The sequence below is a fragment of the Acinetobacter sp. BZX-2 genome (genome assembly GCF_055179795.1).
The window spans coordinates 221,454-238,343 of record NZ_CM143686.1; the positions used below are offsets into that span (position 1 = coordinate 221,454).

The window sequence follows — 16,890 nt, forward strand, 5'->3', positions numbered from 1 at the left end:
CTCTATCATAACGCATCAATCAACTGACTCATCCATTTTGATCAAAATTTAACGACCAAAGTCTAAGTTACGAGAACCCTACAACATTGTTACTTTTAGCCTTGTAAAAAATGATTAAAAAAGCAGCCGCGTTCTGGTCGCTTATACAAGGAGTATGGTTATGGATGAGAGACAGGTAGATGCGATTCTACGCAATCCAAAATTCAAAGAAATGGTTGCTAAGAAAAGTAAATTAAGCTGGACACTAACTGCAATAATGTTGTTTGTTTATGTTGGATTTATGCTTTTAGTTGGCTACAACAAAGAATTTTTATTAACAACAGTTTCTGCAGGTGGCGTGACCACTTGGGGGATTCCTTTAGGTTTAGGGATCATTGTTCTTTCTTTCGTTCTATGTGGTGTGTATTCATATATTGCCAATAATAATTTGGATCAATTGACTGAAGATGCAATGGCAGAAGTCGAAGCGATCGCACATGAAAAAGGACTGCACTAAGATGAAATGGAACTCTTTAAAAACTAAAGCAGCTCTAGCGTCTACTGCGCTATTTTCTACGCTTGCTCAAGCAAGTCCAGATTTGGGTGCAGCAGAGCAACAAGCAACCAACTGGCATGCGATTATCATGTTTGCCATCTTTGTTGGCTTAACATTATTTATCACCAAGTGGGCAGCAAAACAAACCACAAGTACGCAGGACTTCTATACTGCTGGTGGTGGTATTTCAGGTTTCCAAAATGGTTTAGCGATCGCGGGTGACTATATGTCAGCAGCATCGTTCCTCGGTATTTCTGCAATGGTGTTTAGCTCAGGCTTTGATGGCTTGCTTTATTCACTTGGTTTCATGGTCGGTTGGCCGATCGTATTGTTCTTGGTTGCTGAACGTTTACGTAACTTAGGTAAATATAACTTATCAGACGTGGTTTCATTCCGCTTGGAAGAAAAACCAGTACGTACACTTGCAGCAATCAGCTCACTAGTTGTAGTCGCTTTCTATCTGATTGCGCAGATGGTAGGTGCAGGTCAGTTAATCAAATTATTATTTGGTTTGAACTATAACATCGCTGTTGTGATTGTTGGTCTTTTGATGATGGCTTATGTCATCTTCGGTGGTATGTTAGCGACAACTTGGGTACAGATCATTAAAGCAGTGATGTTGCTTTCAGGTGCGACATTCATGGCGTTCATGGTGATGCATTCTGTAGGTTATAGCTTCTCTGAAATGTTTAGACAATCTATTGATGTCTTTGCAAAAGTACATGAGATTAGTATTGATGAAGCAAGCCACATCATGGGGCCAGGTAAATTAGCTGCTAATCCATTAGATGCATTATCTTTAGGTCTTGCATTGATGTTCGGTACAGCAGGTTTACCACATATTCTGATGCGTTTCTTTACTGTAAAAGATGCGAAAGAAGCACGTAAATCAGTTGTTGTTGCAACAGGTTTTATTGGTTATTTCTACTTATTAACTTTCATTATCGGTTTCGGTGCGATCCTTTTCGTATCAAACAACCCACAATTTATTGACGTTGCTAAAATGGCAGTCACTGGCAAGTTAGAACTTGTTGGTGGTAATAACATGGCTGCAGTTCACTTGTCTGATGCTGTTGGCGGTGATTTGTTCATGGGCTTCATTTCAGCAGTTGCATTCGCGACAATTCTTGCAGTTGTTGCAGGTTTGACATTGTCAGGTGCTTCAGCAATCTCTCATGACTTGTATGCAAACGTATTTAAGAAAGGTCAAACGACTCCTGAATCTGAATTACGTATGTCTAAGATTGCAACTTTAGGTTTAGCTATTTTTGCAATGATCTTAGGGATCTTGTTCGAAAAGCAAAACGTTGCATTCATGGTTGGTCTAGCGTTCTCTGTTGCTGCATGTGCCAACTTCCCAGTCCTTGTACTTTCAATGTTCTGGAAAGGTTTAACAACGCGTGGCGCAGTGATTGGCGGTCTAGCAGGTCTATTAACAGCAGTCACGTTAATTATCTTATCTAAAGCAGTTTGGGTAGATACATTAAAAATCTCTGATACACCAATTAACCCGTTCAATGGCCCTGCGATCTTCGCTATGCCGCTTGCATTCTTCTGTTGCTGGTTCTTCTCTGTGACGGATAAATCAGCACGTGCTGAAGCTGAGCGTAAAGCATTTGATGCACAATATGTTCGTTCACAAACAGGTATTGGTATCTCTGGTGCTTCAGATCACTAATTGAAATATCACAATATCAAACTCTAAAAGCACCTCTTCGGAGGTGTTTTTTTATGCATGTAGTTTTGTTATAGGCGTTGAATGGGTTCGTATAGAGGAAATCATGCGGAGATTCATAGATACTCGTGCACAGAGTTAGGTGGTTCATTATTTCTATCACAAACTACAATTAAAATGATTCATGTCGTTTGCCAAATGTGTTAGTTTCTTAAACGATAAAAACAAACAGAATCTAAAAATATGCGTCCAGTGATCGAATTTTGGCAAGGCTTTAAATTACTACCCTCAGCATGGTTGTTATTGGTGCAATTGTTGATCCTAATCTTATCTATCTATATCAACGACAGTCGAAGCTATCAAATTCTCACATGGCTATTAGGGGTCTTGGCATTATTAATTATTGCCAAAGTGATTCGCCAAACACCGACCTATACCGTATTGGGTTTAACCTTTGTGACGGGTGCTTTTTTCTTATCTTTTTTGATGTTAATCGGGTTTCATTCAATCACTTTACAGGTCTTTACGCATTGCTTTGAGGCAGCAGCTTATTTTTGTGCGGCTTATGGTTTGATTCGTTATATGTTTGCAGACCGTTATCTGACCAAAGATGAGTTGTTTGCAGCGGGCGCTGTTTTTACATTAATCTCATGGGGATTTGCTTTTTTATATAGCATTTGCCAACTGCTTGTTCCACAAAGTTTCCAAAATCCAAACCATGTTGCAGATTATCAAACATGGTTAGATCTTTTATTCCTGAGTTTTAGTTTGCAGTCTGCAACAGGGTTATCCGATTTGATGCCCATCGCACCTGCGGCACGAGTGATTGCGATGCTACAAATGTTTTGTGGCGTGATGTATTTTGCTTTGATTGTCTCGCGCATGGTTGCTCTGCAATATATAGACATTCGACCTAAACAGTAGTGTTGTGGTCTTGTTACATTTACTAAACTGCTGAAAATTGTCATTCAAATTATAATAGACCTCGAACCCAATCGCTGTTCTACAGGGTTCGTCTTTTTTCACACCTGTGAATGCCTTTTCGACTTTAAAAGTCTGTCCGTTGAATATAAAAACTGGGGGAAATATGCCTTCCAAAAAAGCAACTTGGTTTGCGAATGTCAATCCAAATGTTTTCTTAAGTACTGTTGGAATTATTGCGCTTTTTCTAGCAATTGTTATTTTTGCGCCGAATGCTTTTGAGCTGATCACTCAACAAATGAACCAATGGATTACCACGTCATTTAGTTGGTTCTATGTATTATCAGTCGCTGTGTTTTTGATTGTTCTCGTTGTGATTGCTGTATCCGATATGGGCAAGATCAAACTTGGGCCTGACCATAGTCAACCTGAATATAGCAATGCATCATGGTTTGCGATGCTCTTTACTGCGGGTATGGGAATCGGGTTAATGTTTTTTGGGGTTGCAGAACCCGTTATGCATTATGTCAATCCACCTACAGGTGACCCACAAACCATTCAATCTGCCCAACAAGCGATGCGGATTACCTTTTTTCACTGGGGGCTGCATGCTTGGGCAATCTATGCCATTGTCGGTTTGACTTTGGCTTATTTTACCTTTCGTTATCATTTGCCACTCAAAGTTCGTTCGGGTTTGTATCCGATTATCGGTCAACGGATTTATGGCCCTATCGGAGATGCTGTTGATACTTTTGCCACGATTGGTACAGTATTCGGTGTGGCCACGACTTTAGGCTTTGGTGTAACTCAAATTAATTCAGGCTTAAGTTATTTATTTGGCTGGGAAAATAGTATTTCTAGCCAAATTTTATTGATTATTTTTGTCAGTATTTTAGCATCGTTATCGGTTTTTCTGGGTTTGGATAAAGGGATTAAACGCCTTTCTGAGCTCAACTTGATTTTGGCATTGTTACTCCTGGGTTTTGTATTCTTAGCCAGTTCAAGTATTTATATTCTACAAGCCACTATTCAAAGTGCTGGGCAATATATTTCCAATCTTTTCACAATGACCTTCAACTTATATGCCTATCAATCAAATGGTTGGATTGGTGGCTGGACGATCATGTATTGGGCATGGTGGATTTCTTGGTCACCATTTGTTGGCATGTTTATCGCTCGAGTGTCGAAAGGACGCACGATTCGTGAGTTTATTGTTGGTGTGTTACTTATTCCTACAGGTTTTACTCTGATTTGGATGGGTTTCATGGGCAATGCTGCATTATTCAGTATTCTTGAGCAAGGGCAAGTCGGGCTGATCGACGCAGTACAAAAAGATTCATCTGTTGCATTATTTGAGTTTTTAACTCATCTGCCATTTGCAGGTATTTCTAGCCTAATTGCGACCGTTTTGGTGATGCTATTTTTTGTCACTTCTGCTGACTCAGGTGCTTTAGTTGCAGATTATTTAACGGCTAAAACTGAACATTCACCGATATGGCAACGTTTGTTTTGGACAGCGTTAATGGCTGTATTATCAATCATTCTTTTGATGGTTGGTGGTTTGGGCGCACTGCAATCTGCCACGATGATGAGTGCTTTGCCATTTACATTGATCATGTTGTTACTGTGTTGGGGATTACTCAAAGCTTTACGTTTAGATGTGACCAAAATGCAGGCTTTGCAAGAAGCAAGGATCACCCCGAGAGCTGTGCAAAACCCACGAAGTTGGCAACAGCGTTTAGGCCTAATCATGCACTATCCACATAGTTTGCTAGAAGTGCAGCACTATATTCAACATGATGTTATTCAAGCTTTTGAAAGTGTACGTTTTGAATTTAAACGCCGTGATTTGAATGTCATCATTAACCATGTAGAAGATGGTGTTCAGTTGAGTGTGGATCATCATGATGAGTTTAATTTTATTTACAAAGTGATTGCACGAAAAACGGTAGCGCCTAGTTTTATGATGAATGAGCAACATCAAGAGCATGATGATTTTTATCAAGCAGAAGTCTTTTTAAAAGAGGGCGGGCAGAATTATGATGTTATGGAATGGACACAGGAAGACTTGCTACAGGATATTATCGACCAATATGAACGCCATTTATATTTCTTAAATATCGTGAGAAATTAAATTTATTTTATAGCGCATTCAATCCTCAAAAGTATTGAGCCTTCTTCGCTTTTGGCGATTGAATGATTTGGGACAATATCCATCTACAAGCAATGTTCTTTCTACTTAACGATTTAATTACAGCAGTTCGGTCGAAAAATAAGATTGATCGAATATGTGAACATTACTTTTAAAAGTTCATATCTGAAATGTATTTTTAAGATAAGACACATAAAAGAAAAGACCCAACTGAATTCAGCTGGGTCTTTCTTATCAATCTATCCTAAATATAAAATTATTGATGATCTCAATAGGATTTTATATTGTTTAAAAAGATCGATAACAAATTTTTATTCAATTTCTAATGATTTAGAAACGGAATTTAGCATTTACGCCAACAGTTTGCGTATCACCAGCAAAATCAACAGCTTCGCCTTTGTTTGCTTGGTAGTTTGCATTTACATAGCTCGCACCTACAGCAATTGCAGGAGTGATGAAGTAGTTTACATTTGCACCCCAAGCTGAATCAGGTGTACCTTCGTAGCTAGAAGCAGCATAAGAAGCACCAACGCTTAGTTTAGGATTTAAATATAAATCTGTTTTCAATTGGTATGCAGTAGCATCACCATAGATAATGCCAGATTCAAAACCAACAGCCATGTTTGTGCCATCGATACCACCAACGTATTTAGTACGTGCAGTGATCGCATCTTGGTCTTCGCCAATCGTTGCAGCTTCAGCAGTTGCTTTAGCAACGCCGTTACCCATAACGTTGAATGCATCGATAGCAGCTTGGTCAGCAGCGCTTGTATAACCAACAGCAACTAAGAAGTTGTTTGTTGCTAAAGCACCAAACTCTAATGTATAACGATCGCCTTGATCATCAGAAGCATTGTCGTTTTTGCTGTCAAGAATAGTATGGCTATAAGAAGCACTAGCGTATACAGGTACGTATGGTGTAGGAAGGTAAGCTTCTGCTTTTGCACCGTAGTTATGTGCAATAACGTCGATACCATTTGAACCTAATTCACCGTAGTTATACGCTAAAGATACGTTAGATGCTTGGTTTAAGAACGCCGCTTCAGCCAATGGACCTTTTGAAGAGTCAACATCTTTGAAGTAGAAAGTACCTTGAAGACCACCAGTGAAGTCTTTGTCATTTACAGTCGTATCGATGTACTCTGATTGACCTTGAACTTCGAATTGGTATGCTTGAGCGCCGGTCATGGCTAATAATAGAGCAGTGGCTAAACCGAGTTTTTTCATAATCTTTTCCAAGAGGATAAATTGGTGAAACACACGGCATTGTATTGTAACAAGATATTAAGTCAATGATGTTTAAGGACATTGAGCACTTGAAAAATTCCAAGAAAAAGTGTGGTTGAAAAATAGACATTCAGATCATTTGAAGTCAACCTATAAAAAAATCAATCATAACAACCAAGTAAAATCGTTCTAAACTACATTTAGTTAAAAAATGATGACAAAAAATAAAATTTTAAGATTAGTTTTATTGTTTATTTTTTAGATATCAATCGGTATTAACAATTATAACTGTTATTTAATGATAATCATTCATGATATTTCTCTATATTTTAGGCACAATAAGTGAGTGATTGTATATAAAATGACAAAAATGATAATTAAATCTAAATAATTTAAAATATCGATAATTAATTCAGTATTTATTTGTTTAATCACCTTTACAAAGTTGGATATATTTCACATAATTGATCAAGAAGGTTCACTGGTATAAAGAGAATTTTCTCCGAGTTTCAAAGTTTATATGCTCAACTTTCCCCAAAGTTGAGCTTTTTTTTGCCTATAAAATGATCGTTTAACAGACAAATCAAGGTCTATTCATCATTCTTAATGGCATGTGTTGAATATATTTAGAATTTTTATAATGGTAATAATTATATGATTTTTATTATAAAAAAATCCCAGATTTTATTCAAATCTGGGATTCTTCGCCAAAATCTGAGGAAAATTCAGCTATTTTTGCTGATAAATAAAACTAAATTGCCCTAATTAAGTGCATTTTGCATCATTATGATGCAAAAGTAAATGTTTGATTACATATAATCTTAAAAAAATACAAAACATAGCGTTAATTTTTGTGAATAAGATAAGAATATAAGCATTTATTCATCAGAGCCGCTTATAGCAATGAAACGTAGAATCCAGCTATGTATATGCACCATACTCATGAGTCTGATGTTTTCAGGTTGTATGTATGATTCAAGATCTAGTCATGCAAGTCCGCTTTCTGAACGGCAACAGCAAATTCCTTCCTTATTTAATGAAGTGCATACGCAAGCGGTTTTTGTCACTTATGACGGTTCGCATTTTAAAAGCTATGGCAACGATTTAAGCAGGGCAAAAACGCAATATATTCCAGCATCGACATTTAAAATGCTGAATGCACTAATTGGCTTACAGCATCATAAGACAAGCGATACAGAAGTTTTTAAATGGGAAGGTGAAAAGCGTTTATTTCCGACATGGGAAAAAGACATGACCTTGGCTGAAGCGATGCAAGCTTCGGCAGTTCCTGTATATCAAGCGCTTGCAAGGCGCATTGGTTTAGATTTGATGCAAAAAGAAGTCAAAAGACTTGATTTTGGAAATGCTCAAATCGGAACGCAAGTTGACAACTTTTGGTTGGTTGGACCATTAAAGATTACACCTGAGCAAGAAGCACGATTTGCCTATCAATTGGCGACGAAGCAATTGGCTTTTGAGCCAGTCGTACAACAACAGGTGAAACAGATGTTGTATATCGAAAGCCGTGGTGAAACCAAACTTTATGCCAAAAGTGGTTGGGGAATGGACCTTGAACCGCAGGTCGGTTGGTATACAGGTTGGGTGGAACAGCCGAATGGAAAAGTGACTGCTTTTGCTTTGAATATGCAAATGCATCCAGACGATGATCCTGCTCAAAGAAAGCAACTGACATTGGATATATTAGATAAATTGGGATTGTTCTATTATTTAAGATAGTTTTAAAGTTAAAAAAAATGCCCAGTTTATTGGGGGTAACTGGGCATAAAAGGGTATACATTTTCAAATAGTGATATTTAATTCAATATCTCTGTTTGTTTTTCCATTCTATGCACATTCTATTTATATGTAAAATGTTAATTTCTTATGTCGGTTATCTAAAAAAACGATTCTAGATTTAAACTCTAAATAAGTGGATGAAAGCAGGCTTATTTTTTCAGTTTAGAGGGAAAATTTAGAAAAAATGTGATGGTTTAAATGTATATTTTTCATTCAATGGTTGGTTGGATAGTTAAGTTAATCGTCATTCTTTTTAATTCTGAAAATTTTAGTCTACATTGAACTAAATATCTTGTAAGATGAAGGCGATAAGTTTTTTATTGATCAAAAATAAAGCTTCCAATGGAATCGTGAAGATGGAGTCGCAATTACGTTCAGAACAGATTAGTGTACGCCTGCTCATTTTTATGTTCGTTATTATTTTATCTGTATTATTAATCGCAATTCCTCAAATTGTTCAAAGTTATCAAGAGTATGTGAAATTACATCGATCATTGGTCGATATTCAAAATTTACGTATATTCGCAGAAACCTCAAATAAAATATCACGTGAAAGAGCGCCATCCAATAAAGCGATGTCGAGTAACATAGACGAGCTGCCAAGCCGAATCAAAGAATTAAAAGCGTATCGGGCTGGTGTAAATCAACAGATTGATTTAACAGTACTTACTTTGCGACAAGCAGGTTTTCCTGAATTGGCAAAACAGGTCGATGTTCAACTCAGAAATGATTTAAATATTGCGCGTAAGCAAGTCGATATTTATATCGCCACACCAAAAGACGCACGTCAATCAACAGCAATGGATCATGCTATTCGCAGTATGTTTCGCGCTTGGGATAGTTGTAGAGCGATATTGCAACAACTGATTATTGACTCAAAACAAAAAAACAGTGAAGTGACGGACTATGCTTCTATTGTACTGATTTTAGCGGATTTACGAGACCAAGCTGGTCGTGTGGCATCCAATATTATGGCACCTTTGAGTTTTGTAGAACCTATTCCCGAATTTAACAAAATTCGTTCATTGCAAACGCAGGAACAGGTGAAGTATTTATGGCGATTGATGGATACTATCCAGCCAGAATCATTGAAAACAAAAAAATATCTTGAACTACATGAGCAAGTTAAACTTCGTTTTATTGATCAAGCACTTCCAATCATCAATCAACTTATACAACAAAGTGAGAATCAGCAAGCATATTCATTAAAAGCTAATCAAGTCACAGATGCTATGGTGGATAAATTTACTTCAATTGTCGATTTACAAGCTTATTTACTGGAAATGCATAGTTTAGAAGCTCAACGGCAAATGCAATCAGCACAACGCCAGTTTTTCCTTATTTTGCTGATTTCAATTTTATTGCTTACCGTTGCATTTTTTACCATGTTATATACGCGTAAAAAGTTATTTGAGCCTTTAATTCAGGCTCAACATATGATTGAAGAGTTATTTCAAATCTATGAGCGTGATCAGGCTGATGCTGTCACTTCGCAAAATAAAGAAGCGCATAATTTAACCGATGCGATTGATAAATTAAAAGAAATGCTGAAGCAAAGAGATATTCTGGAGTTTCAGCTAAAAAATATTGCCAATACAGACAGCTTGAGTGGTGTTTCTAATCGTTTGGGATTGGAGGCATTTCTAAAAAATGCACAAGCTAAGCCTGATCAATTTTCGAAACTGAGTTTAATTATTGTCGATATTGATAATTTTAAACGTGTGAATGATCAATTTGGACATATTTTAGGTGACTTGGTCATCGTTGAAATTGCCCAATGTTTAAAGGCTAATATTTCTCAAACAGATTTAATTGTACGTTTTGGTGGTGATGAGTTTTTAATTTTAATTGCCAATTCTGAACGGAACTGGATTTTACAAATTGCAGAAAGCATCTTGGCAGATGTTTCTCGATTACAGATTGCTTTACCTGCATCATCTGAAAAATTAAAAATTTCTGTCAGTATTGGGGTGGCTACAGGGGCTGAGAATTGGGAAGCGCTGTTTAGTCAGGCAGATGAATCTCTATTTAAAGCAAAAGCGCAGGGTAGAAATAAAGTTGTGGGATGATGTGTAATCTACTCACACCGACTCAGTGATTAAAATTTTTATATTGTTATAGGGTAAGAAAAATGAGTGAGTCTTGTATTTTTTGCAAAATTATAAAAAATGAATTACCGCACCACCTGATTGATAGTAATGATGATTTTATGGCATTCCTCACGATATTTCCCAATACTTTAGGCGCGACGGTGGTTATTCCGAAAAAGCATTATTCTAGTTATGCATTTGATTTGGATGATGATGTACTCAGTGATTTGATTTTGTATTCAAAGAAAATTGCGAAAAAGCTAGATAGCTTTTTTGAAGATGTTGGACGCACCGCAATGGTATTTGAAGGTTTTGGTGTAGATCATGTGCATGCCAAATTGTTTCCTATGCATGGTACTAAACACGTGCATGAAAACTGGCAAGCTGTGAATTCGAATGTCGATAAATATTTTGAGCAGTATGAAGGTTATATTTCTTCGCATGATTTTCAGCGAGCGGATGATGGAGAGTTGGCGAAGTTGGCTGAACGGATTAGAGGAGCTGAATAATTTGTCTTTCTGAGAACAGCTAGTGGTCTAGATAAAAATATGGTGTGAATTGTAAAAAAGATATTAAAAATTGAATACCTTTGCTTGAGGGAAAATAGATAGATCTATTTAATCGGGCTTTACAATTTGGCTTCAAATGAGGAATTTGTATTTGTTCTTTAAGGGTTGTATTTAAATTATCTGAAATCCTCATGGACTTGCTCACTTTGATCAGCTCGTTCAAGTTGAAATCCAGTTTCAAACTCATTCACTGCGTCTAACATAATGTCCCAAGGATTTTCGATAGGCATCAGCAACACACCACGACCAAAACTTTTAATCGCAACTTCAGTACCATTAAAACGAAAAGTTTTAGGCAATCTAACGGCTTGGCTGCGACCTGTTTGAAAAATTTTAGCGATTTCCATTTTCCTCTTTTGGTATGTATCTTTGATATACATCATAGCATTAAATAATTTTTAGAATGCAATTTGTTGTAAAGGTTGGGTGAGGCATTTTTTAGATGTTGACGATTTATTGAACGGAACTCTTAGTAACTGATGTTACACATTTAAAATGATAAGAGGGGTTGAATAATTTTAGGTTAATAAGGAGTAAGTAGTTTTACTCCTGAGTATTATTTTGTTTTCTCAATCAAATAATTGATGAAATTGGTACATGCTACCAACATAAATTTGGCATCGATATAACTTAAATTAGATTCTTCGAGCATGGCATGGCGGATGCCATCAGCATCTGATGTGTAACCATAAAGTTGACTTAAACTTTTCTTTAGAGCTTCATGTAGTCCATATTTATTTTCAATGATTTTTAAAGCTTGACCTAACGTAGCTTTCTCATCCTGAGTTACGATTTTGCAAATGGATTCTACAGCACTAATAGATTCTTTAATTGAGTTTCGATAGTCAGGATTTTGACGATCAGACATTAGTTTTAAAGCTTGATTAAGATGTTCTTGGACACCTGAGTATGGACTTGTATTTTCTAGAGCTTTCTCAATAGATTGAGTTTCTTGTTCAGATGTAATTGGCGTTATTTCATGGTTAATTAATCTATAAGCACTATTCTCACCTTCTAGAACAGTATTGATTGCTTTAATAAAAAATTCTTTATTTTTAGTAAAACTATAACTATAAGGAAAATTATCAATAGTTTCTTCAATTAAGCTATAAATCTCGTGCCATTCACATGAAAAAAAGTATTCTCTAATTTTTTTAATTGAGTCAGATGTAGAAAGAGGAATAGTATCATTCGGTCTTTTTAAAAGGTTGACCCAATACGCATTCAATAAGGAAGAAACATTGGAGTATTTTGTATATGAAAAATTTCTACCATGATCAACTCTTTTCCATAAATAGTCATTTAATACACTCCATAATAGATTTTTGAGAACATCATCTATACTTTCTTTTTGAATAATTTCCCGAACAGGTTTATATCCATATCTTTCTGAAAAGCGCATTTCTTCCCCAATAAATTTACTGTGCTATTTTTTACTTTTCTAATCTCCCCTAACCCCTCTTTGATAAAGAGGGGAACTATTGAGAATCTAAAATTATTTTAGATTCCTCCCCAACCCTCCTTTAAAAGGTGAGGAGTATGCTCCGCAAGGGGAGAATTAAATCGTATTACTTCAACAACGGCTTTAAAAACTTCGCCGTATGCGAAACTTTAGATTTCACGACATGCTCAGGTGTGCCTTCCGCAATAATCATCCCACCACCTGCACCACCTTCAGGGCCCAAATCAATGACCCAGTCAGCAGTCTTGATCACATCCAAATTATGCTCAATCACCACAATGGTATTGCCCTTATTGCGTAGCTCATGAAGAATATCCAAAAGTTTTGCAATATCGTGGAAATGCAAACCTGTAGTTGGTTCATCCAAAATGTACAGTGTTTTACTCGTATCACGTTTGGCCAATTCACGTGCCAATTTCACACGCTGCGCTTCACCACCTGATAGTGTCGTTGCAGACTGACCTAAACGAATATAGCCCAAACCGACTTGATTCAGTGTTTCTAGACGACGATGAATCACAGGGATCGCATCAAAGAAATGCATTGCATCTTCAACGGTCATATTCAGTACATCGGAAATATTCTTACCCTTATAACCCACTTCTAAAGTCTCACGGTTATAACGTTCACCATGACATGCATCGCATGGAACATACATATCGGGTAAAAAGTGCATCGCGACTTTGATCATGCCGTCACCTTCACAGGCTTCACAACGACCACCTTTCACGTTAAACGAGAAACGACCCGCAGCATAACCACGTGCTTTGGCTTCAGGTGTTTGCGCAAATAATTCACGAATCGGGGTAAATAAACCTGTATAGGTTGCTGGGTTAGAACGAGGTGTACGACCAATTGGGCTTTGGTCAATATCAACCACTTTATCAAGGAATTGCAGACCATCAATCGAGTCAAACTTTTCAGCAGTTAAAGTGGTTGCACCATTCAGCTGTGTTGCAGCCAAAGGCAATAAAGTACGGTTGATCAGTGTTGACTTTCCAGAACCCGAGACACCCGTAACACAGGTCATCACACCTAAAGGAATGACTAAATCTACATTTTGTAGGTTATGACCCGCAGCACCCATCAATTTAATTTGTTCTTCAGGCTTTGGCGGTTCAGTCCGTTTTTTCGGTACTTCAATTTTCAATTTGCCTGATAAATACTGACCGGTAAGTGATTCATTATTGGCAAGGATTTCATCATAAGTCCCTTCAGCAATGACATGACCACCATGAATACCCGCGCCCGGCCCAATATCAATAATATGGTCTGCTGCGCGAATCGCATCTTCATCATGCTCAACGACTAAAACGGTATTACCCAAGTCACGTAAACGAACTAAGGTATCAAGCAAGCGATCATTATCACGTTGATGCAGACCAATCGATGGTTCATCAAGGACATACATCACGCCCATTAAACCTGCACCAATTTGTGAAGCGAGACGGATACGTTGTGCTTCACCACCAGATAAGGTTTCTGCTGAACGAGAGAGACTTAAATAATTCAAACCAACAGAGACTAAGAAATGTAAACGCTCACGGATTTCTTTAAAAATCTTATCGGCGATTTCACCTTTTGCACCATCAAGATTTAAATCGTGATAATAACTTTCTGCATCACCAATCGACATTTTAGTAATTTGGGCAATGGTTTTGTCTTTCACTCGAACATGACGTGAAATTTCATTCAGACGTGATCCACCGCAGGCATCACATGCAGCATTGGATAAATACTGTGCTAGATCATCACGTACATAATTTGATTCTGTTTCACGATAACGACGTTCTAAATGTGGCAAAATCCCTTCAAAAGGTTGCACACGATTATGCTTACGACCACGTTCATCGATATAACTTAAATCAACTTTTTCTTTACCTGTACCGTATAGAAATTTCTTCTTGGTCTCTGCGTCCAATTCATTCCAAGGCGTATCTAAAGAAAAGCCGAAATGTTCAGCGACTTTTTGAATCATGCTGTAATAATACGGACGGTGTCTGTCCCAACCTCGGATTGCGCCTTGGCTGATAGAAACATCAGGACTTGGAATCAATTTTTCAGCACTAAAATGGCTACGTGTTCCTAAACCATCGCAGACAGGACATGCACCAAATGGGTTGTTGAATGAAAAAAGACGAGGCTCTAGCTCTGCAACTGCACGGTCACATTGAGGGCAAGAGTGTTTTGCTGAAAAAACACGCTCAGGATGCTCACCATTCATCCAAGATAAAACAGCAATATCACCCCCTAAGCGCAGTGCTGTTTCAAAAGATTCTGCAATACGATTGCCTAAATCATCACGCACTTTAAAACGATCGACCACCACTTCAATGGTGTGTTTTTTCTTTTTATCTAATTCCGGTGGCGTATCAATATCAATCACTTCGCCATCGACACGTGCACGAACAAAGCCCTGACTCTGTAATTGTTCAAATAAATTACTGTACTCACCTTTACGCTCACGTACCACAGGAGCAAGCAACATCAGCGCCGTTCCTTCTTCAAGCGCTTTAACCGCATCGACCATTTCAGAAACTGTTTGCGCCACCATCGGTAAATCATGTTCAGGGCAATATGGTGTCCCGACACGTGCATACAATAGACGCAAATAATCGTAAATTTCTGTAATGGTTCCCACCGTAGAACGTGGGTTATGGCTGGTTGATTTTTGCTCAATGGCAATCGCAGGACTTAAACCTTCAATTGAATCTACTTCAGGTTTTTCCATTTGTGAAAGGAACTGACGTGCATAAGCAGACAATGACTCTACATAGCGGCGTTGACCTTCGGCATATAAGGTATCGAAAGCCAATGAAGACTTTCCTGAGCCTGACAGTCCCGTAATTACCACAAACTTGTCGCGTGGAATATCGAGTGACACGTTTTTTAAATTATGGGTTCGTGCGCCTCGAATACGGATATGACTTTGGCTCATAAAACTTTCTCGAAATTATGCAAATTGAAGTGGTATATGATAGCGATTTAATTTTGTTCAAGCTGTAAAAAATAATTTTTTCGCGACAATTTGTGTCTCTTAAATGATGAAAAGCACATGAATTAAATGATCATTTATTATAACAATTTGTTAATTAAAGTTTTATTTAAAATTTAAACATTAATTTAAATAGCTTTTACTTGGGTATATTTTTCTTTTTTAAAAATTAAATAAAAACAAATATTTATACAATGAGAAATAGACAACATCAAACTATCTCGTTCGGATTGCTTTTGAGTTTTGGCAAATGATGATCAACATTCATTGCTTAATATATAGCTTTTAGCACTTTGTTGAGTTTTAGACATTTACATACAGTTTTTATCAATCTTATGACACATCTATTGACCTAAATTGAAAATCAAATACTTAAAAATAGGGATATACAACTTTTCAGTAATCATCAATAGTAAGTCTATTAGATTGAATTTGTTTTAGAAAGTCTAATTAAATTAAATGATTGTATTTGAATTTATGCAAATTGATTCATGGGCATGAAGTGGATTCATTCGCTCATTTAAATATGAATATTTGTATATCAAGTCATATCGTTGTGCGATTAGCAAATTTTAATGAATGGTTCAAGGCATCATTCATAAAAAAAAGAATAATCGTTAGACAATGTTGTTGTGATGCAGGGTGTTAGTTGTGTAAAATATGCGAATAAAATCACATTTGTGGGGTGGGAAATGGATATACGGAAAATCATTGTGGTGATTTGTTGTGCATTTTCTAGCTATGTGCTGGCTGATGAAACCTCACAAGTTGTATTTCAACAAATTCTAAAAATAAAACCTGAGCAACGCTATGAAGTTGCATTGGACAATGTTCAAGCGAGCGATCAAATTTGGACAGCAGTTTATTTGATTGGAAAGCAAAATTACCCAGGGCCGACTTCTAAAGTTGATTTTTTAATTGAAAATCAAGGTTTATTAAACAAAGCCAATGCCAGCGAGCATGTCATTGCCAAACAATTGGTTGCAGAAGATCTGCCTGAAACACACTATTATTCACTTAATCAATTTAAACAATTAAGACAATTTATTGAAAAAGAAACAGAACAAAAAATTGAAGATCCAATTTTGGAAGAAGAAGATACGATTCGTATTTATAGCCAAGTTAATGATTGGATTCCTGAGTACAACAGCTATGAAGAAACCAAAGTAAAAATAGCCATTCAAAATCCAATAGATTTTAATATTGTGGCGGCTTATGTCTTGGTGGGTAAAGGTGAAAAACCTGCGCAGTTGAATGAGTTAGATTTTAATCGAGTTCTGATTACAGACCATTCAAACTCAGTCAAACCGATGATTTCTGAAAGTACTTACCGTTCAGATATGAGTATGACACGTTCCAATTTAAAACTGATTTGGTTTTTGGGTATTGCATTGGTATTTGCTGGTTTTGCATTTATCTATCGCAATAAATTACGTCATCGTTTTTAATGATCATGGTCAAAATTGC

12 protein-coding genes are annotated in these 16,890 nt (G+C 36.9%); 8 read left to right on the top strand and 4 right to left on the bottom strand.

What is annotated here, in order from left to right:
* Positions 1-160: 160 nt before the first annotated feature.
* From ACY45D_RS01010 to ACY45D_RS01025, 4 genes are all read left to right on the top strand, one after another.
* Positions 161-496 (top strand): DUF485 domain-containing protein, encoded by a 336-nt coding sequence (locus ACY45D_RS01010; protein ID WP_463108070.1) that lies wholly within the window; start codon positions 161-163, stop codon positions 494-496.
* 1 nt (position 497) lies between these two features.
* Positions 498-2,213, top strand: coding sequence for a cation acetate symporter (locus ACY45D_RS01015; RefSeq protein WP_463108071.1), 1,716 nt, complete (start codon positions 498-500; stop codon positions 2,211-2,213).
* 240 nt (positions 2,214-2,453) lie between these two features.
* A complete protein-coding gene (locus ACY45D_RS01020) occupies positions 2,454-3,134 on the top strand; it encodes an ion channel (RefSeq protein ID WP_463108072.1) in 681 nt (226 codons plus the stop codon).
* Between the two features lie 163 nt (positions 3,135-3,297).
* Complete coding sequence (locus tag ACY45D_RS01025) at positions 3,298-5,265, top strand: BCCT family transporter (protein ID WP_463108073.1); 1,968 nt, start codon at positions 3,298-3,300, stop codon at positions 5,263-5,265.
* A gap of 348 nt (positions 5,266-5,613) precedes the next feature.
* On the opposite strand, the gene omp33-36 is transcribed toward ACY45D_RS01025, so the two are convergent.
* Entirely contained in the window at positions 5,614-6,510 is an 897-nt protein-coding gene (gene omp33-36 / locus ACY45D_RS01030; RefSeq protein ID WP_463108074.1) for a porin Omp33-36, read from the bottom strand.
* 966 nt (positions 6,511-7,476) lie between these two features.
* Here omp33-36 and blaOXA point away from each other — a divergent pair.
* From blaOXA to ACY45D_RS01045, 3 genes are all read left to right on the top strand, one after another.
* Entirely contained in the window at positions 7,477-8,247 is a 771-nt protein-coding gene (gene blaOXA, locus ACY45D_RS01035) for a class D beta-lactamase (protein WP_463109391.1), read from the top strand.
* Positions 8,248-8,663: 416 nt separating this feature from the next.
* Positions 8,664-10,376, top strand: a complete 1,713-nt coding sequence (locus ACY45D_RS01040) for a GGDEF domain-containing protein (protein ID WP_463108075.1) — start codon at positions 8,664-8,666, stop codon at positions 10,374-10,376.
* 62 nt (positions 10,377-10,438) lie between these two features.
* Positions 10,439-10,906, top strand: a complete 468-nt coding sequence (locus tag ACY45D_RS01045) for an HIT family protein (RefSeq protein ID WP_463108076.1) — start codon at positions 10,439-10,441, stop codon at positions 10,904-10,906.
* Positions 10,907-11,082: 176 nt separating this feature from the next.
* On the opposite strand, the gene ACY45D_RS01050 is transcribed toward ACY45D_RS01045, so the two are convergent.
* The 3 genes from ACY45D_RS01050 to uvrA form a co-directional block, all read right to left on the bottom strand.
* Positions 11,083-11,313 (bottom strand): antitoxin, encoded by a 231-nt coding sequence (locus ACY45D_RS01050; RefSeq protein ID WP_463108077.1) that lies wholly within the window; start codon positions 11,311-11,313, stop codon positions 11,083-11,085.
* A 209-nt stretch (positions 11,314-11,522) separates the two neighbouring features.
* Positions 11,523-12,368, bottom strand: a complete 846-nt coding sequence (locus tag ACY45D_RS01055) for an AbiJ-NTD4 domain-containing protein (protein WP_463108078.1) — start codon at positions 12,366-12,368, stop codon at positions 11,523-11,525.
* Positions 12,369-12,534: 166 nt separating this feature from the next.
* Entirely contained in the window at positions 12,535-15,366 is a 2,832-nt protein-coding gene (gene uvrA, locus ACY45D_RS01060) for an excinuclease ABC subunit UvrA (RefSeq protein WP_463108079.1), read from the bottom strand.
* 749 nt (positions 15,367-16,115) lie between these two features.
* Here uvrA and ACY45D_RS01065 point away from each other — a divergent pair.
* Positions 16,116-16,871 carry a hypothetical protein gene (locus ACY45D_RS01065; protein ID WP_463108080.1) on the top strand — a complete coding sequence of 252 codons (756 nt, stop codon included), beginning with the start codon at positions 16,116-16,118 and terminating at the stop codon, positions 16,869-16,871.
* Positions 16,872-16,890 lie beyond the last annotated feature (19 nt).